We start from the raw sequence: 25,693 nt of genomic DNA on the forward strand, positions 1-25,693 counted from the left end.
CAGCCAACGCAACTACCAGGAGCACACCACATGACTGCAATTCAAATCTGCGCATTGATCAGCATCGTAACCGCCGCCGGGATCCTCTATTGGGTCGGCTATCGAGGCGGCCTCACAGACGGCAAAAATGATGGCTACGACGAAGGCTATTCCCATGGGTACGTCTCGGGCCGGGACGAATCTTCAGCCGCATACGCTGCCTCTCTCAAAGAGATCTCAGATCAGTGCATGCGCACCGAACTCCTATTAAGCCGGGAGCCGCAAGACCGTTACACCCTTTTGGCCATTGCCGAAAAGCTGAAGCTCGCCGCAGAAACCTTCCGCGCTGTCAGATCCGAAAGCCAAGCAACTCAGGCGCTCGCCCTACGTGACAAGGCACTGAATATGGCTGCGCTGATGGATCGCTTCGAGTTGAAGGGGGATGCAGCATGAGCCGAGCCACCCCTATGCTGCGCCTGACACCACAAGCCGCCGGCACACTGCAGCAGCAGCACGCCAAGGCCAATAAGGAACTGCGCGCTCTGACTCGCTACAGCAAAGAGTTCGACCGTCAGTTGAAAGCCCTGATCGGCTATGAAGCTCTGCGCCAGTTGCACAAGGCGACCGACAACGCCTTGCTGCTGGCCGACCTGGTGAGGGAAGCCGCATGAACTGGATCCTCACCTCCACCGGCAAGCGCTTCGACTTGTTCGAGCCTGACGCTGACATGATCGACCCACGGGACATCTCGCACGCGCTGGCCCACCTGTGCCGATTTAACGGCCACACCCGCGAGTTCTACAGCGTGGCCCAGCACAGTTGCATCGTCGCCGAGCTGGTGCCGGACGAGCACAAGCTTGCGGCATTGCTCCACGACGCGACCGAGGCGTACCTGGGTGACATGACCCGCCCGCTCAAGCAGTGGATCTCTGCCTACCGGCACTTCGAGGATGTTATCTGGGAGCGTGTTTGCGAACGCTTTGACCTGGCTCTTGATCTTCCCGCCTGCGTACACCAGGCCGATTTGATTGCGCTGGCAACCGAACGCCGCGACCTCATGCCAACCGATCCGGCTATCTGGGATTGCTTGGTCGGCATCGAACCCATGGTTGAAACCATCCGCCCATGGTCTGCCGCAGAAGCCCGGCTCACCTACCACCAGCGGCTGATGGACCAACTCGCAATTGAACATCGGAGGAAAGCGGCATGAAGAACCAACAGGATGACTTCCCTTCCCTGTCCGCTTTGCTCCGCGCTGCAGACAGCGTCGACACGCTAGAAACAAACAGCCTCTGCTGCGCAGCAGCAGGCATTATTGCTCCTTCCAGCGCCACCGCCGAGGCACTTATACCCCACGAAAAGCTGCGCGGGGCAGCGCTCGCTGATGCAACGCTTAACGCTCAGGAACGCCCGCTCGCGCAGCCTGCCGTGGGGTATAGAGCCGAACTCAAAGCGCTGATGAGCATCCACGGAGTGGGCCGTCAGACAGCTGGGCGAATCCATGCAGCTGGATTCCGTCTGACCGATTCAAATGGAGTCCACAACGAGACTCAGGTCGATGCACAACCAATATGCCATATCGGTCTGAAGGATCTTGAGTACATACAAGGCGGTACAGATCGACACGCCGTGGTCCGCTCTGGAGCAGTATCAAAATACAAAGTCCCGCTCTACACACGCACGCCTTGTGGCACAGCCAGTCATTCAGACAACGACGCATCGATAGCAGCAATCCAGTTCGCCCTCTCTGCAGAAGAGGGCATGACATTCCTTCGAATCTGGAACGAAGGCGAGTTCGACACTATCCGCGAGGAGTGGCCGGAGGCACCGGAAGAAGTGTTCATCGGCGCGGATCCGCTGTATGTCAGGGAGCAACGGGTATGACTGCCTTCAATCCAGCCCCAATCACATCAGCCGTCAAAACCCAATTCGGTCTCGACTTTGCCGGCGAGATCCGCGTTGACCTCTTCGCCGGTGGTGGCGGCGCAACCATGGGCCAGGAGATGGGCACCGGCATGCCGGTCGACATCGCCATCAACCACAACCCCGACGCGATCAGCATGCACAAGCGCAACCACCCAAGCGCCGAACACTACATCACCGATGTCTACGACGTGTGCCCGCGTGTGGCAACTCGAGGCCGCCCTGTTGCGCACCTGCACGCCAGCCCTGAATGCACCCACCACAGCCTCGCTGCCGGCGGTCAGGCGCGCAGCACCACCAGCCGCTCCCAATCGTGGGTCATCCTTAAATGGGGAGGCCAAGCAAGACCCCGCATGATCACCATGGAAAACGTCGTGCAGATCCTCCAATGGGGTCCACTGATCGCAAAGCGCTGCACCAAGACTGGCCGAGTGATCCGCCGGGATCTGACCGTTGCCGCTGCCGGCGAGCGTGTGCCGGTGCAGGATCAGTACCTGGTGCCAGATCCAAAGCGCAAGGGACAGACCTGGCGTCGTTTCGAAAGCATCCTGCGGTCCATGGGTTACGACCTGATGTACGGCAAGCTCAAGGCTTGCGACTTCGGCGCCGCTACTACCCGTGAGCGCTTGTTCCTGATCGCACGTCGTGACGGACAGCCACTGCGTTGGCCGGAACCGACGCACTTCAAGAACCCGGGTAAGGGGCAGTCTGCATATCGCACTGCCGCCAGTTGCATCGACTGGTCGATCCCGTGCCCGAGCATTTTCCTTACCAAGGAAGAAGGCCGTGCTGCAGGCGTCAAGCGACCACTGGTGACCAACACGATGGAGCGCCTGCGCAAAGGCGCCAAGCGCTACGTCATCGAGCACAAGAACCCGTTCATAATCAGCGTGAACCACACAGGCAACGACCTGGCACGATGCCAATCTGTGGACGACCCGGCAAAGACCATCACAGGCGCTCAGGGCTTTGCACTTGTCACTCCCCAGCTCGCGCCCTTCATCACCGAACACGCCAATGGCAGCAGCCAACGCAACATGCCAGGTGATGATCCCCTGCGCACAATTTGCAGCGGCGTGAAGGGGGGACACTTTGCGCTGGCCGTAGCCTATGTTGCACAACACAACGGCGGGTACAACGAAACGCCAGGGCATCACCCTGTAAAACCCCTGACAGCCATCACAACTACAGGCAGTCAGCAGCAAGTCGTCACCGCGCACCTATCAACACTTCGCAGGAACTGCGTTGGCCGGGCCATGGACGAGCTGGTGCCGACCATTACGGCCGGTGCCGAACATCACGCGCTGGTTGAGTATAAGCTCGCTCCAGGGGTCGAGGCCGGTGCTATGCGTGTCGCCGCCTTCCTTATGGGCTACTACGGCAGCGACAACACCTACGACCTGCGCAACCCGGCCGCGACCATCACCACGCGGGATCGCTTGGCGCTTGTGACGGTGACGATCAAGGGCACGCCGTATGTGATCGTGGACATCGGCATGCGCATGCTCATCCCGCGTGAGCTTTACCGTGCGCAGGGTTTCCCCGACAACTACGTGATTGATCGAGGGCACGACGGACGGAAATTCAGCAACAAGACTCAGGTGTTGATGGTAGGGAACTCTGTGTCGCCGTGGCCGATGATGGCACTTGTTAGGGTGAACAGCGGCCAAGATGAAAGCGAACTGTTCAAGGAGGTCGCATGAATACCCTTTTCTTATTAATGGCCCAGTATGAGGGGCAAGCAGTCATCTCATTGGATCGAGTCTGCGCCGACTACATGCACTTAACCGTAGAAAAATTTAAGCGCAAGCGTCTAGATGGGGAAATAGACATTCCCGTAGTGAGGCTGGGTGCAGACACCCAAAAGGCAGCACTAGGGATTCACCTCAAAGACTTAGCAGACTATATTGATCGACAACGAGAAAAAGCAGCAAAGGAACAAAATCAACTGATGGGCAGAGCGGCTTAACAATGAAAGCGAGGCTAATTTAGCCTTGCTTTTCCTACGCCCCCATTACTCAACATACATTGATACTTCTGCACGCAGCTTATTAGCAGTCACAAACCCTGCAGCCTGAACAAACATCACAACAAGAACAGTTAACAAGCAAGCACCACGAACAGATAACGCACCCCACGCCCAGAACTCAGCACAAACCAGCCGCTGCATAAATGCCATTTCAGTCAATGCACCTAAGACATAGGCCAAAACGAGCAACATCACAACCACAACAACATTAAGGATCACCTCGCGTTTTAATTCTGTCAAAGCGTCTACAACAACCAAGTAAACTTTCGAGCTTTTCAATTTCAATTTCTTCGGAACGTCTTTCATGACTCCTTCGACATAATTGAAAAATGCCAGCGACAGAGCCCCAAAAAGTGTACACAGTACAAACAATACAGCATTAATGTTACTAAACAGTGGGCTCACCTCTCCCGCCGTCCCCCACAACGACAGGAAAGAAAGACCGAACGACGTAACAAAAACTAAGAGCAGGCGGAGCATACTAACGCCTCAACAACTCACCTATAGCAGAATAAACATCAGCCACCATCCGAGCATCATTATCCAAACGACCCGGTGCAGGCTGTCCAGTTTCCAGTTCTAGCTGACCCTCATTTATTAACACATCATCCGAGGGAACATTCAAATCAATCTTAACTATAGCAGATATACTTTTATGGACTTTTTTTCCATGATGATCATCCTCTGTCGTTACACTCCACTTACCCTCTCCCTCTTCAATATAATCCACATAATCTTCGATTGGCGATGGTGGGACCTTCAGATCACCGTACTCATTGATCAGAGCAATTTTTACTTCATCCTGACCAAAAAGCTCTTTCATTGCCTTCAAAGCATCACGAGCCTTAATATTGGTTTCGAGAATATTTGGAGATATAAGTTCTAATTCAATCTCATAAACTTTTTTATGAGAATTGATTACATTCCAAAACTCACCCTTAATGGTTTTTGGCTCAATAAAAATTGAATAATTAAATTCGTCAAGCACAGGATCCTTGAGCCCTGTATGTATAGCGTTCGCAATCTGCTCCTCCGTACCAAATCGCCAGTCATGTTGCACAAAAATATATTGATCAACAATATCGACTACGGTAATTACGGGAACCCAATCATCTGCATCATGAGGAACTATGTCGCCGGGAATTTTATCTCCCACTTTCGTAATCTTATGCTTGGCAGTTTTCCCCACCAAAAACCTGCCTCGGGGAAACTCATCAGCCATAGGTTCGACATAAGAAAACCCAACAAAGCTATAACGAACTTTGTTTTTTACAAACTCTCGACCATCATCCTGAAGAGCTGACACAACAACCGCACCCTTGGGTACCGGTAAAGGCTGGGGCACAAGGGCGCCTTGTTTATTTTCGATCAATGAATATCGCAACACTAAAAACGGCTTGATTCCTTTCACAACCCAATCCTTCAACGTCTATTAGATGATCAGCATTGACCGGCAACCTACCCTTTTTAGGGCGTGATCTCAATATGCAATCACACCTCGTCATTGGGGCCGAGGTCGCCTAGCCTAGTCACCTGAATCAATTTGTCTTTCCACTCCCATTTCTCATAAGCATCTCCTCTTCCTCGCAGGTGGGTATACCGGCGCAACGAATTCCAATCTCGGTGGCCCGAAACACTCGACACTCTCGGAATGTCCCAATCCATTTCAAACAATCGACTGACCCCTTCATGGCGCAAATCATGAAAATGGAGATCACCGATCCCGAGCATCGGACACGCTCGAGTGAAAGACGCTGACACCGACTTGGCGTTATATGGAAAGATCTCCATTTCGACCTTCGGCATAGTGTGCAATATCGCCCAGGCTTCGTCCGGCAGGTGACACCACACGTCATTACCGATTTTCTGCCCCGGATTTTTCATATCGCGAACCAGAACAGACTGCCGAGCACAGTCGAGATCAGCCCAGCGAATTCGTGTGATCTCTTCCTGCCGCCGCGTTGAGAAGAGCGCGAAAGCGATCATTTTCGGCATGTGGATTGAGTCAGGACGGCGCTCCAGAATCTCGAAAAAATGACTCATGAGCTTATCCAGCTCATCGAGGGTGGGCCGGCGATTGCGCTCCTTGCTCTTGCTGACCATGCCCAACTTGCGTAACACCTTCCGAGCGTCAGGCATTGCATGAGGATCGACTTCATAACCCCATGCTGGCCGTGCCACAGACAACACTGCCCCCAGGTGTGACAGATCGTTCCCGACCGTCTGTGCCTGAACACCTCCGCCCTCTTTGCCCATACGCCACTGGGCGAACTCGACCAACTTCTGGCTGCTCAACGCTGAATCGTCCAACTCACCCAGCCAAGTCTCTTTGATCGCACTCAACGTCGCGCTCTTGGTCTTCCCCAGCGGCCGAATCTTCTCGTACTCATCCAGATACTGCTCGATCATCTTCTTGACCGTCACTCCTTTCCGATTCGCCCGCTCAATAGCACCTGGCTGGGCCAGCTCGGTCTCCCGTCGCTTGATCCAGGCCTGAGCAACCTGCTTACGGTCGAAGGTTTGGCTTTCCTGATAAACTGTCTTGCCATCCCGATTGATCCGTATCTGCGCCGTGTAGGCTGTCGAGTTGTCCTTGCGCTTACGTGCTGTGATCGTGCCCATTTCCAGTTGCTACATTGCCGAATTCGATCGCTACAATGTAGCAACCGACTCTAGAAAACAAGGGAAAACGGGTAAAAACCGCTGTATAAAAGATCAGTATTAATGAATTCCGAAAAAGCCGTATCTCCAGTAAACGCTAGCCCTTCCCGCTCAGAGCCGTCCCGCCGCTTCTCCGTCGCGCCGATGATGGACTGGACCGACCGCCACTGCCGGTTCTTCCTGCGCCTGCTCTCCAAGCACGCGCTGCTCTACACCGAGATGGTCACCACTGGTGCGATCCTCCACGGCGACCACGACCGTTTCCTGCGTCACAACGAAGCCGAGCACCCGCTGGCCCTTCAGTTGGGCGGTAGTGTTCCGGCTGATCTGGCGGCTTGCGCGCGTATGGCCGAGGCCGCTGGCTACGACGAGGTGAACCTGAACGTCGGTTGCCCCAGCGACCGGGTGCAAAACAACATGATCGGCGCGATTCTGATGGCTCATCCTGCCCTGGTTGCCGATTGTGTGAAGGCGATGCGTGACGCGGTGTCGATTCCGGTGACGGTGAAGCACCGCATCGGCATCAATGGCCGGGACAGCTACGCCGAGCTGTGTGATTTCGTCGGGACGGTGAAGGACGCGGGCTGCACCAGTTTTACCGTGCATGCGCGGATTGCGATTCTGGAAGGGCTGTCGCCGAAGGAGAACCGTGACATTCCGCCGTTGCGTTATGACGTGGCGGCGCAGTTGAAGCGGGATTTCCCTGAGTTGGAGTTTATTCTCAACGGCGGGATCAAGACGCTGGAGCAGTGCCATGAGCATTTGCAGACGTTTGATGGGGTGATGCTGGGGCGGGAGGCTTATCACAATCCGTATTTGCTGGCGCAGGTGGATCAGCAGTTGTTTGGCAGTGAGGCGCCGGTGATCAGTCGGGCTGAGGCGCTGGTTCAGTTGCGGCCGTATATTGCGCAGCATTTGGCGAGCGGTGGTTCGATGCACCATATCACTCGGCATATTCTGGGGTTGGGTACCGGTTTTCCGGGGGCGCGCAAGTTCAGGCAGTTGTTGTCGGTGGATATTCACAAGGCGAGTGATCCGTTGGCGTTGCTGGATCAGGCTGGGGCTTTGCTGGAAGGGCGGTAAGTCCATTCAAGTTCGGGGGCACTGGTCTGCCGCTATCGGGGGTAAGCCCCCTTCCACCTTTGAATTGTGGTGATCATGCGGGAATTGGGTTGAACCTGTCGGCAGTTTTGGCCTCCTATTTAGCACCAAGACAAGGCATTCAAACGGCCGTTTTCAGGTTGTTGCCCTCGCAAACGATCGAACGCATTTGCGCCCTTGAGCGCCTGCCGGTGCTCGGGTAATGTCATCAGACCCACAGGACAGAGCACGCCCATGACTTCCAAGCTGGAACAACTCAAGCAATTCACCACTGTCGTAGCCGATACCGGCGATTTCTCCACCCTCGCCAAGCTCAAGCCGCAAGACGCCACCACCAACCCTTCCCTGCTGCTCAAGGCCGCTTCGATCCCAGGCTACGCCAAGCTGCTGGATGAGTGCGTGCAGGACTGCAACGGCGATGTGGGCCTGGCCAGCGACCGGTTTGCGGTGGCGGTGGGTCAAGAAATTCTCAAAGTGGTGCCAGGCCGTATTTCCACTGAAGTGGACGCCCGACTGTCGTTCGACGAAGACGCGATTCTCAAGCGTGCGCATCGCCTGATCGACCTGTATGACAAAGCCGGCGTTGGCCGTGACCGCGTGCTGATCAAGATCGCCTCCACCTGGGAAGGCATCCGCGCGGCGGAGAAGCTGGAAAAAGAAGGCATCCAGACCAACCTGACGCTGCTGTTCTCCTTCGCCCAGGCCGTGGCCTGTGCCGAAGCCGGTGTGTTCCTGATCTCGCCGTTCGTGGGCCGTATCTATGATTGGTACAAGAAGGCCAACGGCAACGACTACACCGGTGCCGAAGACCCGGGCGTGCAGTCGGTGACGCGCATTTACAACTACTACAAGGCCAATGGCTACAAAACCGTGGTGATGGGCGCGAGCTTCCGTAATCTGAGCCAGATCGAGGAGTTGGCCGGTTGTGATCGCCTGACCATCAGCCCGGACCTGCTGGAGAAACTGGCGGCGGATGAGGGCAAGCTGGAGCGTAAGCTGTCGCCGGGGCATGCCGGTGAAGCGCGCGTGCATCTGACTGAAGCGCAGTTCCGTTGGGAGTCCAACGAGGATGCGATGGCGACTGAGAAGCTGGCGGAAGGGATTCGTCAGTTTGCTCGGGACCAGGAGAAGCTGGAGGCGTTGCTGACTGCCAAGTTGTAAGGCAGGCAGCGGCAAAAAGGGCGGTTCCCTCGCGGGTACCGCCCTTTTTTGTGCTCAGCCGATCTGAAGCCTGTCTTACTTCAATGTGGGAGGGGGCTTGCCGCCTCCCACATTTGGAATGCATTCAACCCAGGAGGTCAGTGGCGCTCAAGGGCGTTGACGAGGTCGTGGAAGGCTTCGCGGTTGGAATCATTCAAGCCCATCAGGATCTTGTGCGCTTCCAGCACCTTGACCCGCACCACTTCCTCGGACTGGTCCTGGGACGGCAGGTCGGTGAGGCATTCCGGGCATGGGATCGGGCGGTCAACGATGTTGAACACCTGGTCGAAGCCCATGGACTGCAACAGGCGGGTGATGTCTTCGTGGGTGGTGACGACGGTCGGCAACAGGCCGACCTTCTGCCGAGACAGAATGGACAACTTGGCCAACAGGCCCAAGGTGGTGCTATCGATGCTGCGGGTTTCGGTCAGATCGATCACGATCGCCGAGAAGTTCAGCGCTGTGAAGATCCGCTCAATCGTCGCATCCAGCGCCGAACACAAGGTCAGGCGCACTTCACCGACAAACTTCAGGACGAAGGTCCCGTCTTGCTCGGCGAATTGGATTCTTCCGGTACTCATCAAAGATTCCTGCTCAACACCAATAGGGCGATATCATCCGGCATCTCCCCCAGCGTGGCCAATCCAAAAACCTGCCGCAGGCCATCCAGGCTGCCGCCCGCCGACTTGACCTTTTGGGGCAAGGCGGCTTCTTTCTCTTTGAGTGTAGGCTCTGGAAGCAGGTCCAGGATGCCATCAGACATCAGCGTCAGGCTGAACGTCGGCGGCAGCTCCAGGATGTGGTCTTCGTAGGTCGCTTCATTGAACAAGCCTACGGGCAGGCCACGCCCTTCCAGGTAACGCACACTGTCAGGAGTGTATAAAACAGGCATCGGCAGGTGACCGCCGATGCTGTAGGTCAAAAGACCGGTTTCTTCATCGATCACGCCGCCGACCATCGTCACGTGCTTGCCCAGCTTGCAACTGATCAGGCCTCGGTTGATGTGACCCAGCACCTCGGAGGGGGTGAACTCCGGCAAGGTGCCGTTGCGCTTGGATTCGAACAGCAACCGTGTGGTCATGAACTTCAGCAACACGGTGACAAAAGCCGAGGAAGCACCGTGGCCGGACACATCGGCCAGGTAGAACGCGACACGCCGCTCGTCGACGCGAAAGTAGTCGACAAAATCACCCGACAGGTACAGCGACGGGATGATCTGGTGGGCGAACTGGAATTCGTCGATGGTCCACGGGCTGACCGGCAGCATGTTCATCTGCACCTGGCGCCCGGCATTCTGGTCTTCCTGGAGCAGGTTGAGGCTGGCTTCGAGTTCGCGGTTGGCGGTTTCGAGCTTTTCGCGGTAGCGCTGGTTTTCAACCAACAGGCGCGCCCGGTCCAGCGCACGGCGCACTGAGTGCTCCAGCACTGCCAGGTCTTCCAGGGGCTTGATCAGGTAATCGGCAGCGCCCAGGCGTAACGCTTCGACGGCATCGTTCATCACGCCGGCACCGGACACGACAATCACTGGCGTCTGCGGGGCGAGCTCGGTCACTTGGCGAATCAGCTCGAGGCCGCCCATCTGGGGCATACGCAAGTCGCAGATCACGAGGTCGGGCTGGTCGCGCTCGAACACCTGGAGACCCTGTTGGCCATTGCTGGCCTGCAGGACGCTGAAGCCACTGTCTTCCAAATAGGCCGCGAGGCTCGCGCGCACTACTTCGTCGTCATCGATTATCAGCAGCGTGGCACTGGTTTTTTGCATGTGGGCAAACGGCGCCAGAATTAGGTTGGCGTAGGTGGCGCGACAATGGCCGGGCTCACGTACTGGATTCGCTTTCTAGCCTCTCTGTCCTACAAAGCATTGGGATTTTTCCCATGCACAATGGTAAAGCAGAGGTGCCCTTCTAAGGCGCAGACGGTACTCCCATCCGTCAGGGGTTTCAAGCTCATGCCGATGGTCGCCGAGCGTCTTTACACCGCAAATCACCGGGAGTTATAAGAACAGGCACGACCACAACACAAAGAAAGGATGGAACCCATGAGCGAACACGAGCGCGACTACGCCGAAAAACGCGATTTCATCCGCATGCGTGTGGATGCCGATGTGTCTCTGATCCACGCAGGGCAAGAGATTGCCGGGGTTTGCGTGGACCTTTCCAGCTCCGGCATGCAGGTGCAGGCGCCGCGCCAGTTCAACACGGGCGACCTGTTGACCGTGCGCATCGACTCGGAGCACGCCGCGCTGAAGGGCCTGGAGGCGGACACCGAGGTGGTGTGGACCAAAACCACCGGCGAAGACCAGCACCTGGGCCTCAGGATCCTGAAAATGCGCTGAAAACCGCGCACAAAAAAGGCGACCGCCGGGGTCGCCTTTTTCATGTCAAAACATAACGGCTTAGAAGTCGTCGACGACCTTGCCGTCCTTGACCTTGAACTCGCGGTTCTGCAGGTACGCGTTACGGATAAAGGTGTATTTGTCACCGGTGATCAGCTTCTCGCTGTCAAGCAGGCTGGCACGGGTATCGACGATGTTCAGGCCGAAGGTGCTGTTGCGCCAGCCGATATCGTTCATGTAGCGATACGGCTGGGTGTAGCTGTCCACATACTTGGACGGCGCGTCACGCAAGGTGCTTGGGCCCAGCAGCGGCAGCATTACGTAAGGGCCGCTGCCGACACCCCAGTAGCCGAGGGTCTGGCCGAAGTCTTCATCACTGCGTTGCAGCCCCATTTTGGTGCCTACATCGATGAAGCCCAACACGCCGAAGGTGGTGTTTACCAGCAAACGGGCCGTATCTACACCAGCTTTATGGGGCTTGAGCTGCAGCACGTTATTGGCCAGGTTGCCGACATCGCCGATGTTGCGGAAAAAGTTGTGAACGCCATCCTGGACGAATTGCGGGGTCACGAACTGGTAACCCTGGGCCAATGGCTTCAGTGCGTAGGTATCAACGGTGTCGTTGAAGGTGAAGATCGGGCGGTTGACGCTTTCCCATGGATCGTCTTCCGAAGCTGCCTGTGCGGCGAACGGCGCCAGAAAGATAGTGGCACACACCGACAGCTGAGCGAAATAGTGGCTCCAGCGCATAGCTTTTGCTCCTTGAATGGTCTGTCATGGGCGCTATGCCCTGAATAAGGCGGTCAGTATATGCCGGAAGTCGCCAATTAGGCAGCTGCTAGGAAACGTCTGATTCAAAATGCACAAAATTCCTACAATCAACCCGACTGTCATCGGCCTGTCATGGTGCCTGGATAGCGTTAGCGCTATTTCAGGGATGTCGACATGCCCCACGCCGAGATAGCCATCGCCAGCGCCCCCGCCTTGACCGCCGTTCTGTTTGGCCTGAGTGGCTGTCTGGTGGACTTCGGTTCCCGGGCCCGTACCGACTCCCAGGCCCCCGACTCCCAAGCCACACCGGGTGCGCTGAAAATCTTGCGCAGCCTCAAGGAACAAGGCGTGCCCTGCGCCTGGCTGGATGAACTCCCCCCCGCCGTCACCATGCCGTTGGCCGCCACGCTACCCAACTGGGTCAAGGCGGCATCGCCCTCCTCCATTCGCTGGCCGGCACCCCATGCCTGCTGGCAAGCCTTGATGGAGCTGAACATCGAACGCCTGGAAGGCTGCGTACTGGTCAGCGGCGAACCGCGCCTGCTGCAATCGGGCCTTAACGCCGGGTTGTGGACCATCGGCCTGGCCTCCTGCGGCTCGCTGTGCGGCATGGCACCCGAGCAATGGCAGGCCCTGAGCGAGCCGGAACGCGAGCTCAAGCGCGGCAAGGCCACCCTCGCGCTGTACGGGCTGGGCGTACACTCGGTGATCGATCACCTGGGCGAGCTCGGCACCTGCCTGGCGGACATCAGCCTGCGCCAGCTCAAAGGCGAGAAGCCCTGACACGGATCATGCACAGTCGACGCCAGTGGATTAATCTACAGGCTAGCCCGTAGACCTTTCTCGGCGTGCCGCGGTCTATGCCAGTGCCTATCGATAAAAGGAAACACATCATGCCTGATCGCAAAAAACTGGAAGACCAGGTCGAAATCCTGCGCGGGCAGTTGGAACAGCAACCGCCGCTGTCGGAAGAAAAACGTGAAGCACTGGAGGCCTTGATTGCCAAGTTCGAGTTGCAACTTGAGCTGGAACCGGCCACCCAGACACCCAGTATTTCCGACGATGTGAATAAAGCGGCCATAGAGTTCGATGCTGAACACCCGGCCATTTCCGGGGCACTGCGCAATATCATGAACACGCTGGGCAGCATGGGAATCTAATCTGCCCGACATGTGGGAGGGGGCTTGCCCCCGATAGCAGAGGTTCAGACACAGGTTCTGTGACTGACACTCCGCCATCGGGGGCAAGCCCCCTCCCACATTTATCTTGCAATAAGCCTACTGACGGGCCAGGCGCACGTTGTGGAACGCCACATCCTCAGTACTGCGATACGGGTTGATATCCAACCCACCCCGCCGCACATAGCGCGCATACACCGTCAATCTTTCCGGCTTCAGCAAGCGCTGCAGGTCCAGGAAGATGCGCTCTACGCACTGTTCATGGAAGTCCGAGTGCTGGCGAAAGCTCACGATGTACTCCAGCAGGCTGGCGTGTTCCAACGCGTGACCACGGTACTCCACCACCACGCTGCCCCAGTCGGGTTGACTGGTGACCGGGCAGTTGGATTTGAGCAGGTGACTGTGCACGCTTTCTTCGACGATGCGCGAGTCATCGCAACGCAGCAGCTCCGGGCGCGGGTGCTCGTAGTTGCTGACGCTGATATCCAAATCATCGATGCAAACACCCGGCAGCGCCATCACGCCTTCGGCCTCGATCTCGGCCAGGCTGCGGATGCGCACGCTCACCGGTTTACCGGCTGCGGTGCTGAGGTCTGTGCGCAGAGTGGCTTCCAGGCTGGCCGTATCGGCAAACGCGGTCTGGTTCAGCGAGTTGAGGTACAGCTTGAACGACTTGGACTCGATGATGTTCGGCGAGTCGGCCGGGATGCTGAATTCGCCGATGGCCACCACCGGCTTGCCCGACGGCAGCAGCCAGGACAGTTCGAAGCAGTTCCAGAAATCCACGCCCTTGTACGGCAGGGTCTCGGCGCTCAGGCCCAGTTCGGCCCATTTGGCGGCGCGTGGAATCGGGAACAGCAACGACGGGGTGTAGGTGGAGATGTATTCACTGGACTTGCCCAGCGGCGAATGTTCGGCTGCGGGATGCATGGCGGAAACCTAGCTAAATAAACCGCGCCAGTCTACCAGCCTTTGCCCCCGCGCCTAAGCGCCAGCGGATCAATCGATGTTGAGTTTGCCGACCATGCCCGCCTGGTAATGCCCCGGCAGGTTGCAGGCAAACTCAAGGCCCGTGGCCTGGGTGAACGTCCAGGTCAGCTCGGCGGTTTTACCGGGCTCGACCAATACGCTATTGGGATCGTCATGCTTCATCGCACCATGGCCCATGGCGCCGTGGTCCATGTTGCCCATGCCGGTGGACGTGAGCATACCGCTAGCCTGCATCTGTAACATTTCCTTCTGGTGCTCGGCATGCATCGCCGCGTCACCCAGGTTGAATTCGTGGAGCAACTGCCCTTTGTTGACCAGTACAAAGCGCACCGTCTCACCGGCTTTGACATCCAGGGACTTGGGCGAAAAGGAAATGTCCTGCAGGGTCACTTCCACGGTACGCGTGGCCTTACTCGCCGGTGCAGCTTCACCGAACGCATAGGTATGGGCGCCATCGGCCATCGCCTCAACACTCAACGCCAACAGGCAACCCGCCAACAACAAGGGTGTACGCAACGCCATCTGTTTTCTCCAAAATGTGTGACCAGGCAGGGGAACACTCTAAGAATGCGCCGCTGCCAGCCAGCTGACTGCTAGATTACAACTTTGTCAGGTTGCCCTCCTGCCCTGGCCCCCAAGGTATAAAGCCGTCGTCCATCGTTGCCAAGAGCCGCCCATGAAACTGCTGATCGTCGAAGACCAACCCAAAACCGGCCACTACCTGCGCCAGGGCCTGGCCGAGGCAGGGTTTACCACCGAATTGGTGGCTGACGGCACCGGCGGCCAGCACCTGGCATTGACCGGTGACTACGACCTGTTGATCCTCGATGTGATGCTGCCGGGCCGGGATGGCTGGCAGATCCTCCAAGCCGTGCGCAGCGCCGGCCTGGATATCCCGGTGCTGTTCCTCACCGCCCGCGATGCCGTGGAAGACCGCGTGCACGGCCTGGAACTGGGCGCCGACGACTATCTGGTCAAGCCGTTCGCCTTTTCCGAGCTGCTGGCCCGCGTGCGCAGCCTGTTGCGCCGGGGCGGCAGCACACCGCAGGAAACTGCGCTGCAACTGGCCGACCTGCGCCTGGACCTGATCCGCCGCCGCGTCGAGCGGGACGGCCAGCGCATCGACTTGACCGCCAAGGAATTCTCACTGCTGGAACTGCTGCTGCGGCGCCAGGGCGAAGTGCTGCCTAAATCGCTGATCGCCTCCCAAGTGTGGGATATGAACTTCGACAGCGACACCAACATCATCGAAGTCGCCATCCGCCGCCTGCGCCTGAAAGTCGACGATAACTTCCCCAACAAACTGATCCACACCGTACGCGGCATGGGTTATGTGCTGGAGGAGCGGGTCAATTGATCAAGCGCCTGTCCCTGGCCAGCCGCCTGGCGTTGCTGTTTGCCGCCTGCACAGCGGTGGTGTCGTTGATTGCCGGCGTGCTGTTCAACCGTGCCAGCGAAGCGCACTTCATTGAGCTGGACCAGCAACAGCTCGACAGCAAGCTGGTCGCGCTGCGCAGTACGTTGCAGGGGGTCGACTCACGGGAAGCGCTGGCCCAGCGTGAAACGCAATTGCGCGCCGAACTCAATCGCCAGCCCGACCTGACCCTGCGTATCACCGCGGCCGGCCAACGCTGGCTGGACGATGCACCCAGCATCGACTTGCCCGCAGCGCCCGGCCTGCACAGCCTGCAAAACGCCGACACCGACTACCGTGTCTACAACGCGCCGCTGAGGGCCGACCAACCGGATTCGCCGCAGCTGACGCTGATGCTCGATATCACCCACCATCAACATTTCCTGCAACGCATGCAGCATCTGATCTGGCTCACCGTCGGCCTGTCAGCCCTGGCCACCGCCCTGCTCGGCGCATGGGCCGCTCGCAGTGGGTTGCGGCCATTGCGACGCATGGGCGAAGTGGCCGCCAGTGTGTCGGCCCATTCCCTGACCCAGCGCCTGCCCCAGCAACATATGCCGGTGGAACTGGCCGAGTTGGCACAGGCCTTCAATGCCATGCTCGGCCGCCTGGACGATGCGTTCCAGCGCCTCTCGGCGTTCTCCGCCGACATCGCCCACGAACTGCGCACGCCGCTGTCAAACCTGCTGACCCAGACCCAGGTCATCCTCACCCAGCCGCGGCCGCTGGAGGATTACCGCGAGGCGCTGCACAGCAACCTGGAAGAGCTGCAATGGATGGCGCAACTGGTCAACGACATGTTGTACCTGGCCAAGGCGGATCATGGCTTGCTGATGCCCAAGCGCGAGCCGTTGGCGCTGGCTGATGAAGTGGATGCGTTACTGGAGTTTTTCACGCTGCTGGCGGAGGACAGGCAAATCAGCCTGGTTCGCGAGGGCACGGCCCATACGACGGGCGACCGTGGGATGTTGCGGCGGGCACTGTCGAATCTGCTGGATAATGCGCTGCGGTTCACCCCGCAAAGTGGCCAAGTGCGTGTGCGTATGGAAGATGGGGTGAGGCTTTCAGTCGAAAACACCGGGGGCGGTATTCCAACCGAGTTGCTGCCAAGATTGTTTGACCGATTCTATCGGGCCGACCCGGCGCGGCATGAAGGCAGTAGCGAGCATGCGGGGCTGGGGTTGGCGATTACCCAATCGATTGTGCGGGCGCATGGGGGGAGGATTTATTGTGAATCCGGGGCGGGATGGACACGGTTTGTGATCGAGTTGCCTGCTGGAGATTGATGCAAGCTGTACCGGCCCTATCGGGGGCAAGCCCCCTCCCATATTTGAATGTATTCACAGATCAAAGTGTGGGAGGGGGCTTGCCCCCGATGGCGGTCTTGAATATTACGAATATCTCAGCGCATGCGCCGGCTCAATCTTCGCCGCCCGATACGCCGGGTACAGCGTCGCCAAAAAGCTCAGCACAAACCCCGCCGTGCAAATCAGCACCACATCCCCACCCTGCAGTTCCGAAGGCAGGTTGCTGACGAAATACACGTCCGAACTGAAGATATGCTGCCCGGTGACCCGCTCCATCCAGCCCACCAGTTCACTCACATTCAACGCCGCAATCACGCCCAATACGCCACCGATCAAGGTGCCCACGATGCCGATCACCGTGCCCTGCACCATGAAGATCGCCATGATCTGCCGTGGCGTGGCGCCAATGGTGCGCAGGATCGCAATGTCCGCGCCCTTGTCGTTCACCACCATGATCAAGGTGGCGATGATGTTGAATGCCGCCACGGCGACGATCATCAGCAACAGCAGACCGATCATGGTCTTTTCCATCTTCATCGCGCTGAACAGACTGCCCTGGGTGTGAGTCCAGTCATCGGGCTTGTAGCCGTTGCCCAGGCTGGCGGCGATATCCGCCGAGACCTTGGGTGCCGCGTACAGGTCTTTCACCGCCAGGCGCACGCTTTGCACCTGGTTTGGCTGCCAGTGCTGGATCTCGGCAGCGTCGGCCATGTGGATCATGGCCATGGAGCCATCCAGTTCGGCACCGACCTTGAAGATCCCCACCACGTTCAAGCGCTGCATGCGTGGGGTGATGCCACCCGGCGCAGTGCTGATTTCCGGCACGATCAGGGTCAGCTTGTCGCCCACATTCAGGCGGAAACGCCGGGCAGTGATTTCGCCGACCACGACGCCGAATTCGCCGGGTTTGAGGTCATCCAGTTTGCCCTGCACGATATGCTGGGCCACGATCGACACCTTGCCTTCCTGCGCCGGGTCGATGCCGCTGATCTCGATCGGCTGCATCGCGCCTTTGTAGGAGAACATGCCGTCCATCTGTGTGAATGGTACCGCTGCGGTGACTTCCGGGTTCTTCATCGCGGCGGCGGCCACGGGCTGCCAATTATCGATCGGGTTCACACCGACGATGGTGGCATGGGGCACCATGCCGAGGATGCGTGAGCTCATTTCGCGTTGGAAGCCGTTCATCACCGACAACACCACGATCATCGCCAACACGCCCAGGGCGAGGCCGATCATCGAGGTCATCGAGATAAACGAGACAAAACGGTTGCGGCGCTTGGCGCGGGTATAGCGCGTGCCGATGAAAATCGATAACGGTCTGAACATTCGCTTGCACCGCCTGAAAAAATGAAAAAGCCCGGCGCATGAAGCACCGGGCTTGAAACGGGTCAGATGGCGACCAGGTGACCTTCCTGCAGGTGCAGCACGCGGTCCATCTGGCGGGCCATGCTCATGTCATGGGTCACCACCAGGAACGCAGTGCGCATCTGGGTGCTCAGTTCCAGCATCAAGTCCTTGATGCCCTGGGCCGTGTGGGAGTCAAGGTTGCCGGTAGGCTCGTCGAGCATCACCAGGCCCGGGTTGTTCACCAGGGCACGGGCGATTGCCACACGCTGGCGCTCGCCGCCGGACAGTTCGGCCGGCTTGTGCTCCAGGCGATGACCGAGGCCGACGCGCTCCAGCAGAGCCTTGGCGCGCTGGCGGGCTTCCGGGATCGCGGTCTTGCCGATCAGCAGCGGCATGCACACGTTTTCCAGGGCGGTGAATTCCGGCAACAGGTGGTGGAACTGGTACACAAAACCGAGCGAACGGTTGCGCAGTTGGCCACGGGCCTTTTCGCCGAGGGCCGAGAGTTCTTCACCGGCCAGCCATACGCTGCCCTGGGACGGCGTATCCAGGCCGCCCAGCAGGTTCAGCAAGGTACTTTTGCCGGAACCGGAACTGCCGACGATCGCCACGCGCTCGCCCGGGTGCAGCTCAAGTTGCAGGTTGGACAACACCACCACCGACTCCGGACCTTCCTCATAGGATTTGCCCAGGTTGCGGCAGCTCAGGATTGCTTTTTCACTCATGCCCGATTCACTCATAACGTAAGGCCTGTGCTGGCTGGGTACGCGCCGCGCGCCAGGCTGGATACAGGGTGGCAAGGAAACTCAGGACCAACGCCGCGCCGCCTACCATCAACACGTCCTGGGCCTGCACCTGGGACGGCAAGTAGTCGATGAAGTAGACGTCGGCATTGAGAAACTTGTGGCCGATCAGGGTTTCGAGGCCGGCGATGGCGGCACTCACGTTCAGCGCGGCCAGAATGCCGACCGCCGTGCCGATCAAGGTCCCGACCACGCCGATCACGGTGCCCTGCACCATGAAGATCGCCATGATCTGTCCCGGCGTGGCACCGAGTGTGCGCAGGATGGCGATATCGCCCTTCTTGTCGTTCACCACCATCACCAGCGTGGAGATGATGTTGAAGGCGGCCACGGCGACGATCAGCAGCAACAGCAGGCCGATCATGGCTTTTTCCATGCGGATGGCCTGGTAGAGGTTGCCGTGGGTACGCGTCCAGTCGCGGGCGTAGTACTGGCTGTCGCCCAAATGCTGGGCGATTTCCCACGAGGTGCGCGGTGCGTCGAACAGGTCGTTGAACTTCAGGCGCAGGCCCTGCACCTGGTCCGGCTGCCAGCGGTGCAGGCGGGCCAGGTCGGTAAGGTTGGTCAGGCCGAGGTAGCCGTCGATCTCGCCGGCGCCGACGTGGAAGGTGCCCACCACGGTAAAGCGCTTCATGCGCGGGAACATGCCGGCCGGGGTCACGGTGACTTCCGGCGCGACGAAGGTCAATTTGTCGCCCAGGCCCACGCCCAGCTTGGCCGCCGCCTTGTCGCCGATCACGATGCCGAACTCGCCGGGCGCCAGGTCATCGAGTTTGCCCGACAACATGAACTTGTCGATGATCGACACATTACGTTCCTGGGCCGGGTCGATGCCATTGAGCAGGATCTTCTGCACCTTGCCGTCGTTGGTCAGCAACCCTTGCATCTGGGTAAACGGCGCAACGGCCAGTACCTTGGGGTTCTGCTTGACCTTGGCGGCCAGGCTTTGCCAGTCGCTGATGGGCGCATCGCCCTCGATGGTGGCGTGGGGCACCATGCCCAGCACGCGGGTGCGCATCTCATGATCGAAGCCATTCATCACCGACAGCACCACGATCATCACGACCACGCCCAAGGCGAGCCCGATCATCGAGGTCAAGGAAATGAACGACACAAAATGATTGCGACGCTTTGCACGGGTATAACGCGTGCCGATAAATACGAAGAGAGGTCTGAACATGTCGGGGCTTGTTCGGAGGAAAAGAAGACGTCCCGGTGGCGGGGTCTGGTAAGCAGCTTTACACTCAGACCATTAACGCTACTTGGGGTTCGCCATGTCGACATTAGATGAAGAAGAGCGCCGCGAATACTACCGTATCGCCGACATGATCGCACTCCAAATCAAAAGCCTGTCTGCCCCCGAGGCGGCGAGCAAGGAAGTGTTGCTGGATGATTCGCCGCTGTTCAATCTGCTCAGCGAACTGCACCTGAGCGAATTCGAGGCCCAGCACCTGTTGCGCCAGATCAATGAGAAAGATCGCAGCCTGGCCGCCTTCCTCAAAGTACAGAACAAACGCCTGGACCTGCTCAGCCAGATCATGGCGCGCGGCCTGCTGGATGAAGTCGGCGCGCCGCAGCCGGTGATCATTTCCGAAGGCGGTATCGACTTCCAACACCCCACGCCCCTGTCGCCCGGTGCGCACCTGGCGGTCAAGCTGGTGCTGATGCCCCAGGCACTTGGCCTGCTGCTGCGCGCCCGCGTCACCCATTGCGATCCCAAGGGCACAGGTTTTGACGTGGGCACGGAATTCGAAGCCATGACCGACGCCCAACGCCAATTGCTGGCGCGCTATATCCTGCAGAAACAGGCGCAGGAACGGCGCCTGGCGCGGGAACAGAGCGACGCCCAGGACACCTGAATTCGTATTACCCCGCCAGCAGACCTGGCGCATAGGAGCAACTGTGACCCTGATTTACGGCCACCGCGGTGCCAAAGGCGAAGCACCGGAAAACACCCTGACCAGCTTCCAGGAATGCCTCAAGCACGGCGTACGCCGCTGCGAACTGGACTTGCACCTGTCCATGGACGGCGAGTTGATGGTCATCCACGACCCGACCCTCAAGCGCACCGCCGACCGGCGCGGCAAAGTCGTCGAGTATTCGGCGGCCGACCTGGTGAAGATGGATGCGCGCAAAGGCGGCCCGGGCTGGGTCAAGCCCTGCCCGATCCCACGCCTGGAAGAACTGTTCGAGAAATGCGACTTCGATCACTGGCAACTGGAAGTCAAAAGCGCCTCGCGTACCCGCGCCGCCACCACCGTGCTGGCGATTCGGGAGATGGCCGTGCGCTTTGGCCTGATGGACAAAGTCACCGTCACCTCAAGTTCGCGGGAAGTGCTGAAAGCTGCGGTTGAGCTCACCCCGGACCTGTCACGCGGCCTGGTTGCCGAATACGCCTGGCTCGACCCGCTGAAGGTCGCGCAGAACTATGGCTGTGAGATCCTGGCGTTGAACTGGACGCTGTGCACCCCTGAGCGACTGGAAAAAGCCCAGCGCCAGGGCTTGCACGTGTCCGTGTGGACGGTCAACGAACCCGCGCTGATGCGCAGGCTCGCCGACTTCGGCGTAGATAGCCTGATTACAGACTTTCCCGGTTTGGCCACTGCCACCCTCGGGAATTACTGAAATCGGTCTCCCCGGCCGGCTCAGGCCACCGGCCGGAGCCGCTCAAAAAAGCCGGTTGAGGCCGTCGTAGGCCGCTACCCGATAGGCTTCGGCCATGGTCGGGTAGTTGAACGTGGTGTTGACGAAGTACTTGAGGGTATTGAGCTCGCCCGGCTGGTTCATGATCGCCTGGCCGATGTGCACGATCTCCGACGCCTGGTAGCCGAAGCAATGCACGCCGAGTACCTCAAGGGTTTCACGGTGAAACAGAATCTTCAGCATGCCTTGCGGCTCGCCGGCGATCTGCGCACGCGCCATGCTCTTGAAGAACGCCTTGCCCACTTCGTAAGGCACCTTGGCCTTGGTCAGTTCGTGTTCGTTCTTGCCGATCGAGCTGATCTCGGGAATGGTGTAGATCCCGGTCGGCACGTCGTTCACGTAGCGCCAACTGCCATTGTCGACAATGCTGCCTGCCGCCGAACGGCCCTGGTCATGGGCGGCACTGGCCAGGCTCGGCCAGCCGATCACGTCACCGGCACCGTAGATGTTCGCCACGCAGGTGCGGTAGTTCTCGTCCACTTCGATCTGGCCACGGCTGTTGACCTTGACCCCGATGTTTTCCATGCCCAGCTTGTCGGTGTTGCCGGTACGGCCGTTGCACCACAGCAAGGCATCGGCCTTGATCTTCTTGCCGGACTTGAGGTGCAGGATCACGCCGTTGTCCAGGCCTTCGACGCGCTCGTACTCTTCGTTGTGGCGTACAGTGATGTTGTTGTTGCTGAAGTGGTAGCTCAACGCCTGGGAGATTTCCGAGTCGAGGAAGCTCAGCAACTGGTCGCGGTTGTCCACCAACTCCACCAGTACGCCCAGGCCGCTGAAGATCGACGCGTATTCACAGCCGATCACGCCGGCGCCGTAGATGATCAGTTTGCGCGGGGTGTGGCCCAGGCTCAGGATGGTGTCGCTATCGTAGATACGCGGGTGGTGGAAATCGATGTCCGCCGGGCGATACGGGCGCGAACCGGTGGCGATGATGATGTGCTTGGCCACCAGCTTTTCGACCACGCCGTTGGGGCAGACCACTTCGATGGTTTGCTCGTCGGCAAAGCTGCCGGTGCCGAAGAACAGGTCGACGCGGTTACGGGCGTAGTAGCCGGTACGCGACGCGACTTGCTTGGAGATGACTTTCTCGGCGCTTTTCAGCACGTCCGGGAACGAGAACCAGCGTGGTTCACCAATGGCCCGGAACATCGGGTTGGTGTTGAATTGCATGATCTGGCGCACGGAGTGACGCAACGCCTTGGACGGGATGGTACCCAGGTGGGTGCAGTTACCGCCGACCTGGCGACGGCTATCGACCATCGCCACCTTGCGCCCAGCTTTGGCAGCGTTCATCGCCGCACCTTCTCCAGCCGGGCCGGAACCCAGTACCACCACGTCGTAGTTGTAGACAGCCATGCGTACTCCTCAGAACAGGCCAGGCGTACGGTTGGACGCCTGGCTAAATCATGCCGCGGCCAGCGGTCATGAAGGACAATTTGGCTCAAGTGTGTGAACCGGGGCACAGTCTATATAAGGCTCAACGCCGCGAACATTAACCCTTGGTCGCGTCGTAGGCCAGCAATGCCTTTACTACACAGCGCAGATTATCCCTGAACCCTGTCGCTGCCGGAAAATGAATTAACCTGTAGCCACGGATCTTTTCGGGACGCGCCATTATGCGGCATCTGGTTTTCGGTTTAATGCTGATGTTGTCGATCGCCGCACAGGCCAATGAGCCGAATCGACTCAGGCAAGCCGACTTTCCGACACACTCCCAGGCATTGGTGCTGAAAAACCAGACGGTGCTCACGTACCTCTGGGCGGATGTGTATGCGGCCGCGCTGTACGCCCCGCCGGATTTGAACGCCAAGCAGGCCTGGGACCAACAGGCAGCGCTGCGCCTGACGCTGTATTACTTTCGCGACATCGACCGCAACGACGTGATCAAGGCCGCCAACACCACACTGGCGCGCCAGCACATCAGCGACCGCTTGAAATCCGAAGTGGACAAACTGCATGCCGTCTTTCGCAACATCCATAGCGGTGATCGCTACGCACTGGATTTTCGACCCGGACGCGGCTTGGACCTGGAAATCAATGGCGAAGTGTTGTTCAGCAGCAGCGACAATGAGCTGGCGAAGGCTTACCTGGGGATCTGGTTAGCGCCCAAGGGCTTGTCGGAGAGGTTGCTGGAATGAAGGCGTGTATTGTCTGGACTGACGTCATCGGGGCAAGCCCCCTCCCACACTGGACCGCATTCACCCTGCAGGAATGCGGTTTAAATGTGGGAGGGGGCTTGCCCCCGATGAGGCCCTTCCAGCCACAAAAAAGCCCCGAACCAGTCGGGGCTTTTCATTCAACGCAAATGCTTAACGCGGGAACGCCGGCGGGTTGACCCCAGCCATGTCTTCCATCACGCGAACCACCTGGCAGCTGTAGCCGAACTCGTTGTCGTACCACACGTACAGGACAACGCGGTTGTCCTGGGTAATGGTCGCTTCGGCGTCCACCACACCGGCGTGGCGCGAGCCTACGAAGTCGGTGGAGACCACTTCCTGCGAGTTGACGAAGTCGATCTGCTTGTGCAGGTCCGAGTGCAGCGCCATGTAGCGCAGGTACTCGTTCATCTCTTCACGGGTGGCGGCTTTCTCAAGGTTCAGGTTGAGGATGGCCATGGACACGTTCGGCGTCGGCACGCGGATCGCGTTACCGGTCAGCTTGCCGGCCAGCTCAGGCAGGGCCTTGGCTGCAGCGGTGGCAGCACCTGTCTCGGTGATCACCATGTTCAACGCGGCGCTACGGCCACGGCGATCGCCCTTGTGGAAGTTGTCGATCAGGTTCTGGTCGTTGGTGTACGAGTGAACCGTCTCGACGTGGCCGTTGACGATGCCGAACTTGTCATTCACCGCCTTCAGCACCGGCACGATGGCGTTGGTGGTGCAGGACGCGGCGGACACGATCTTGTCGTCAGCGGTGATTTCAGCGTGGTTGATGCCGTGAACGATGTTCTTCAGCTTGCCCTTGCCAGGCGCGGTCAGCACAACGCGGTCGATACCCGGGCAGGCCAGGTGCTGGCCCAGGCCCTCGGCGTCACGCCATACACCGGTGTTGTCCACCAGCAGGGCGTCCTTGATGCCGTACTGGGTGTAATCCACCTCGGACGGGTTCTTCGCGTAGATCACCTGGATCAGGTTACCGTTGGCGGTGATGGTGTTGTTTTCTTCATCGATGACGATGGTGCCGTTGAACGGACCGTGTACCGAATCGCGACGCAGCAGGCTTGCACGCTTGGTCAGGTCGTTCTCGGCGCCCTTGCGCACCACGATGGCACGCAGGCGCAGGCCGTCGCCGCCACCGGTTTTTTCGATCAGGATGCGTGCCAGCAGGCGGCCGATACGACCGAAGCCGTACAGCACCACGTCGGTGCCTTTGCGGGCCGCGGCATTTTGCTGGCCAACCACATCGGCCATTTCTTCACGCACGAACTGCTCGGCGGTACGGCCGGCGCCTTCCTTGCGGAATTTGTAGGCCAGCTTGCCCAGGTCTACCGAGGCCGCGCCGAGCTTGAGCTCGCTCATGGCTTTAAGCAGTGGGAATGTTTCGTGGACGGAGAGTTCGCTGTCGTCCGCAGAGCGATGGCGTGCAAAGCGGTGCGCTTTGAGAATCGCGATGACGGACTGGTTGATCAGGCTGCGGCCATAGATCGAGCTCACCACATTGTTATTGCGGTACAGCTGACCGATAAGCGGGATCATCGCTTCTGCGAGTGCTTCACGGTCGATCCATTCACCAAGACACTGGTCGGGCTTCTGAGTCACGGGAACCTTCCACATGTAGGGGCTGAAAAAAGGGGCTACATTATGCCGCCCGACCGCCCTCGGAGCAATGCGCGCGCCACAACAAAAACCCCTTGCCAAAAAATACCGCCCCGCTACAGCCCAGTAAATACGCGGGTTCCAGAAGGCCACCAGTTGGGAGAGCAGGCCAACTTGTCCGTAACCCTCCT

General features: G+C 58.8%; 29 protein-coding genes. 16 read left to right on the forward strand and 13 right to left on the reverse strand.

What is annotated here, in order from left to right:
* Nucleotides 1–30 precede the first annotated feature (30 nt).
* Genes BM026_RS04220 through BM026_RS04245 form a run of 6 tightly spaced genes read left to right on the forward strand, consistent with a single transcriptional unit; the run spans nt 31 to nt 3,871 of the window.
* Complete coding sequence (locus BM026_RS04220; protein WP_093527500.1) at nt 31–432, forward strand: hypothetical protein; 402 nt, start codon at nt 31–33, stop codon at nt 430–432.
* Nucleotides 429–650, forward strand: a complete 222-nt coding sequence (locus BM026_RS04225) for a hypothetical protein (protein WP_093527502.1) — start codon at nt 429–431, stop codon at nt 648–650. Before BM026_RS04220 ends, BM026_RS04225 begins: the two co-directional genes overlap by 4 nt.
* Complete coding sequence (locus tag BM026_RS04230; protein ID WP_093527504.1) at nt 647–1,189, forward strand: phosphohydrolase; 543 nt, start codon at nt 647–649, stop codon at nt 1,187–1,189. The genes BM026_RS04225 and BM026_RS04230 overlap by 4 nt, the downstream gene beginning before the upstream one ends.
* Complete coding sequence (locus tag BM026_RS29300; protein ID WP_256575490.1) at nt 1,186–1,863, forward strand: hypothetical protein; 678 nt, start codon at nt 1,186–1,188, stop codon at nt 1,861–1,863. Before BM026_RS04230 ends, BM026_RS29300 begins: the two co-directional genes overlap by 4 nt.
* A complete protein-coding gene (locus tag BM026_RS04240) occupies nt 1,860–3,605 on the forward strand; it encodes a DNA cytosine methyltransferase (RefSeq protein ID WP_093527506.1) in 1,746 nt (581 codons plus the stop codon). Before BM026_RS29300 ends, BM026_RS04240 begins: the two co-directional genes overlap by 4 nt.
* Complete coding sequence (locus tag BM026_RS04245; protein WP_093527508.1) at nt 3,602–3,871, forward strand: pyocin activator PrtN family protein; 270 nt, start codon at nt 3,602–3,604, stop codon at nt 3,869–3,871. The genes BM026_RS04240 and BM026_RS04245 overlap by 4 nt, the downstream gene beginning before the upstream one ends.
* 45 nt (nt 3,872–3,916) lie before the next feature.
* On the opposite strand, the gene BM026_RS04250 is transcribed toward BM026_RS04245, so the two are convergent.
* From BM026_RS04250 to BM026_RS04265, 3 genes are all read right to left on the reverse strand, one after another.
* Nucleotides 3,917–4,411 (reverse strand): hypothetical protein, encoded by a 495-nt coding sequence (locus tag BM026_RS04250; RefSeq protein ID WP_093527510.1) that lies wholly within the window; start codon nt 4,409–4,411, stop codon nt 3,917–3,919.
* A gap of 1 nt (nt 4,412) precedes the next feature.
* Nucleotides 4,413–5,342, reverse strand: a complete 930-nt coding sequence (locus tag BM026_RS28835; protein WP_139217539.1) for a hypothetical protein — start codon at nt 5,340–5,342, stop codon at nt 4,413–4,415.
* Between the two features lie 80 nt (nt 5,343–5,422).
* The gene (locus BM026_RS04265; RefSeq protein ID WP_093527516.1) at nt 5,423–6,553 is read right to left on the reverse strand and encodes a site-specific integrase; all 1,131 of its coding nucleotides are present in this window, start codon (nt 6,551–6,553) and stop codon (nt 5,423–5,425) included.
* Between the two features lie 102 nt (nt 6,554–6,655).
* Here BM026_RS04265 and dusA point away from each other — a divergent pair, with 102 nt between their 5' ends.
* Nucleotides 6,656–7,675, forward strand: a complete 1,020-nt coding sequence (gene dusA / locus BM026_RS04270; RefSeq protein ID WP_093126230.1) for a tRNA dihydrouridine(20/20a) synthase DusA — start codon at nt 6,656–6,658, stop codon at nt 7,673–7,675.
* Nucleotides 7,676–7,927: 252 nt separating this feature from the next.
* Nucleotides 7,928–8,854: a transaldolase gene (tal, locus tag BM026_RS04275; protein ID WP_058424539.1), complete on the forward strand. Its 927-nt coding sequence runs from the start codon at nt 7,928–7,930 to the stop codon at nt 8,852–8,854.
* 137 nt (nt 8,855–8,991) lie between these two features.
* On the opposite strand, the gene rssC is transcribed toward tal, so the two are convergent.
* Both rssC and rssB read right to left on the reverse strand, forming a co-directional pair.
* Nucleotides 8,992–9,474 carry an anti-sigma factor antagonist RssC gene (gene rssC, locus BM026_RS04280; protein WP_003218919.1) on the reverse strand — a complete coding sequence of 161 codons (483 nt, stop codon included), beginning with the start codon at nt 9,472–9,474 and terminating at the stop codon, nt 8,992–8,994.
* On the reverse strand, nt 9,474–10,655 hold the full coding sequence (rssB, locus tag BM026_RS04285) for a two-component system response regulator RssB (RefSeq protein WP_027604216.1): 1,182 nt from the start codon (nt 10,653–10,655) through the stop codon (nt 9,474–9,476). The genes rssC and rssB overlap by 1 nt, the downstream gene beginning before the upstream one ends.
* A 276-nt stretch (nt 10,656–10,931) precedes the next feature.
* Here rssB and BM026_RS04295 point away from each other — a divergent pair, with 276 nt between their 5' ends.
* Nucleotides 10,932–11,228: a PilZ domain-containing protein gene (locus tag BM026_RS04295; RefSeq protein ID WP_092247417.1), complete on the forward strand. Its 297-nt coding sequence runs from the start codon at nt 10,932–10,934 to the stop codon at nt 11,226–11,228.
* Between the two features lie 60 nt (nt 11,229–11,288).
* On the opposite strand, the gene BM026_RS04300 is transcribed toward BM026_RS04295, so the two are convergent.
* On the reverse strand, nt 11,289–11,978 hold the full coding sequence (locus BM026_RS04300) for an MlaA family lipoprotein (protein WP_092247414.1): 690 nt from the start codon (nt 11,976–11,978) through the stop codon (nt 11,289–11,291).
* A 195-nt stretch (nt 11,979–12,173) separates the two neighbouring features.
* On the opposite strand from BM026_RS04300, the gene BM026_RS04305 reads away from it, so the two are divergent.
* Nucleotides 12,174–12,782 carry an HAD superfamily inactivated hydrolase PcrP gene (locus tag BM026_RS04305; protein ID WP_093511985.1) on the forward strand — a complete coding sequence of 203 codons (609 nt, stop codon included), beginning with the start codon at nt 12,174–12,176 and terminating at the stop codon, nt 12,780–12,782.
* Nucleotides 12,783–12,892: 110 nt separating this feature from the next.
* Nucleotides 12,893–13,159 (forward strand): DUF4404 family protein, encoded by a 267-nt coding sequence (locus BM026_RS04310; RefSeq protein WP_071489024.1) that lies wholly within the window; start codon nt 12,893–12,895, stop codon nt 13,157–13,159.
* A 117-nt stretch (nt 13,160–13,276) separates the two neighbouring features.
* On the opposite strand, the gene queF is transcribed toward BM026_RS04310, so the two are convergent.
* Entirely contained in the window at nt 13,277–14,107 is an 831-nt protein-coding gene (gene queF / locus BM026_RS04315; RefSeq protein WP_093511987.1) for an NADPH-dependent 7-cyano-7-deazaguanine reductase QueF, read from the reverse strand.
* A 69-nt stretch (nt 14,108–14,176) separates the two neighbouring features.
* Complete coding sequence (locus tag BM026_RS04320) at nt 14,177–14,689, reverse strand: copper-resistant cuproprotein CopI (protein ID WP_093511989.1); 513 nt, start codon at nt 14,687–14,689, stop codon at nt 14,177–14,179.
* A 154-nt stretch (nt 14,690–14,843) separates the two neighbouring features.
* On the opposite strand from BM026_RS04320, the gene BM026_RS04325 reads away from it, so the two are divergent.
* The gene (locus tag BM026_RS04325) at nt 14,844–15,524 is read left to right on the forward strand and encodes a heavy metal response regulator transcription factor (protein WP_093126217.1); all 681 of its coding nucleotides are present in this window, start codon (nt 14,844–14,846) and stop codon (nt 15,522–15,524) included.
* Complete coding sequence (locus tag BM026_RS04330; RefSeq protein ID WP_093527518.1) at nt 15,521–16,867, forward strand: heavy metal sensor histidine kinase; 1,347 nt, start codon at nt 15,521–15,523, stop codon at nt 16,865–16,867. Before BM026_RS04325 ends, BM026_RS04330 begins: the two co-directional genes overlap by 4 nt.
* Before the next feature lie 105 nt (nt 16,868–16,972).
* Here BM026_RS04330 and BM026_RS04335 read toward each other — a convergent pair whose 3' ends face one another.
* The 3 genes from BM026_RS04335 to BM026_RS04345 form a co-directional block, all read right to left on the reverse strand.
* Nucleotides 16,973–18,217: a lipoprotein-releasing ABC transporter permease subunit gene (locus BM026_RS04335; protein WP_093527520.1), complete on the reverse strand. Its 1,245-nt coding sequence runs from the start codon at nt 18,215–18,217 to the stop codon at nt 16,973–16,975.
* A 62-nt stretch (nt 18,218–18,279) separates the two neighbouring features.
* Entirely contained in the window at nt 18,280–18,963 is a 684-nt protein-coding gene (gene lolD / locus BM026_RS04340) for a lipoprotein-releasing ABC transporter ATP-binding protein LolD (RefSeq protein WP_017477213.1), read from the reverse strand.
* 7 nt (nt 18,964–18,970) lie between these two features.
* Complete coding sequence (locus BM026_RS04345; protein ID WP_071489019.1) at nt 18,971–20,221, reverse strand: lipoprotein-releasing ABC transporter permease subunit; 1,251 nt, start codon at nt 20,219–20,221, stop codon at nt 18,971–18,973.
* Nucleotides 20,222–20,315: 94 nt separating this feature from the next.
* Here BM026_RS04345 and BM026_RS04350 point away from each other — a divergent pair, with 94 nt between their 5' ends.
* A complete protein-coding gene (locus BM026_RS04350; RefSeq protein WP_071489018.1) occupies nt 20,316–20,900 on the forward strand; it encodes a PilZ domain-containing protein in 585 nt (194 codons plus the stop codon).
* A gap of 43 nt (nt 20,901–20,943) precedes the next feature.
* Nucleotides 20,944–21,666, forward strand: coding sequence for a glycerophosphodiester phosphodiesterase (locus tag BM026_RS04355; protein WP_016975274.1), 723 nt, complete (start codon nt 20,944–20,946; stop codon nt 21,664–21,666).
* A gap of 42 nt (nt 21,667–21,708) precedes the next feature.
* On the opposite strand, the gene sthA is transcribed toward BM026_RS04355, so the two are convergent.
* A complete protein-coding gene (gene sthA, locus BM026_RS04360; RefSeq protein ID WP_016975273.1) occupies nt 21,709–23,103 on the reverse strand; it encodes a Si-specific NAD(P)(+) transhydrogenase in 1,395 nt (464 codons plus the stop codon).
* Between the two features lie 260 nt (nt 23,104–23,363).
* On the opposite strand from sthA, the gene BM026_RS04365 reads away from it, so the two are divergent.
* Entirely contained in the window at nt 23,364–23,885 is a 522-nt protein-coding gene (locus BM026_RS04365) for a chalcone isomerase family protein (protein WP_093126203.1), read from the forward strand.
* A 171-nt stretch (nt 23,886–24,056) separates the two neighbouring features.
* On the opposite strand, the gene BM026_RS04370 is transcribed toward BM026_RS04365, so the two are convergent.
* A complete protein-coding gene (locus BM026_RS04370; protein WP_092247393.1) occupies nt 24,057–25,520 on the reverse strand; it encodes a glyceraldehyde-3-phosphate dehydrogenase in 1,464 nt (487 codons plus the stop codon).
* Nucleotides 25,521–25,693 lie beyond the last annotated feature (173 nt).

The organism is Pseudomonas sp. NFPP24, from assembly GCF_900112095.1.
In the GTDB taxonomy this organism is placed as follows: Bacteria; Pseudomonadota; Gammaproteobacteria; order Pseudomonadales; family Pseudomonadaceae; genus Aquipseudomonas; species Aquipseudomonas extremorientalis.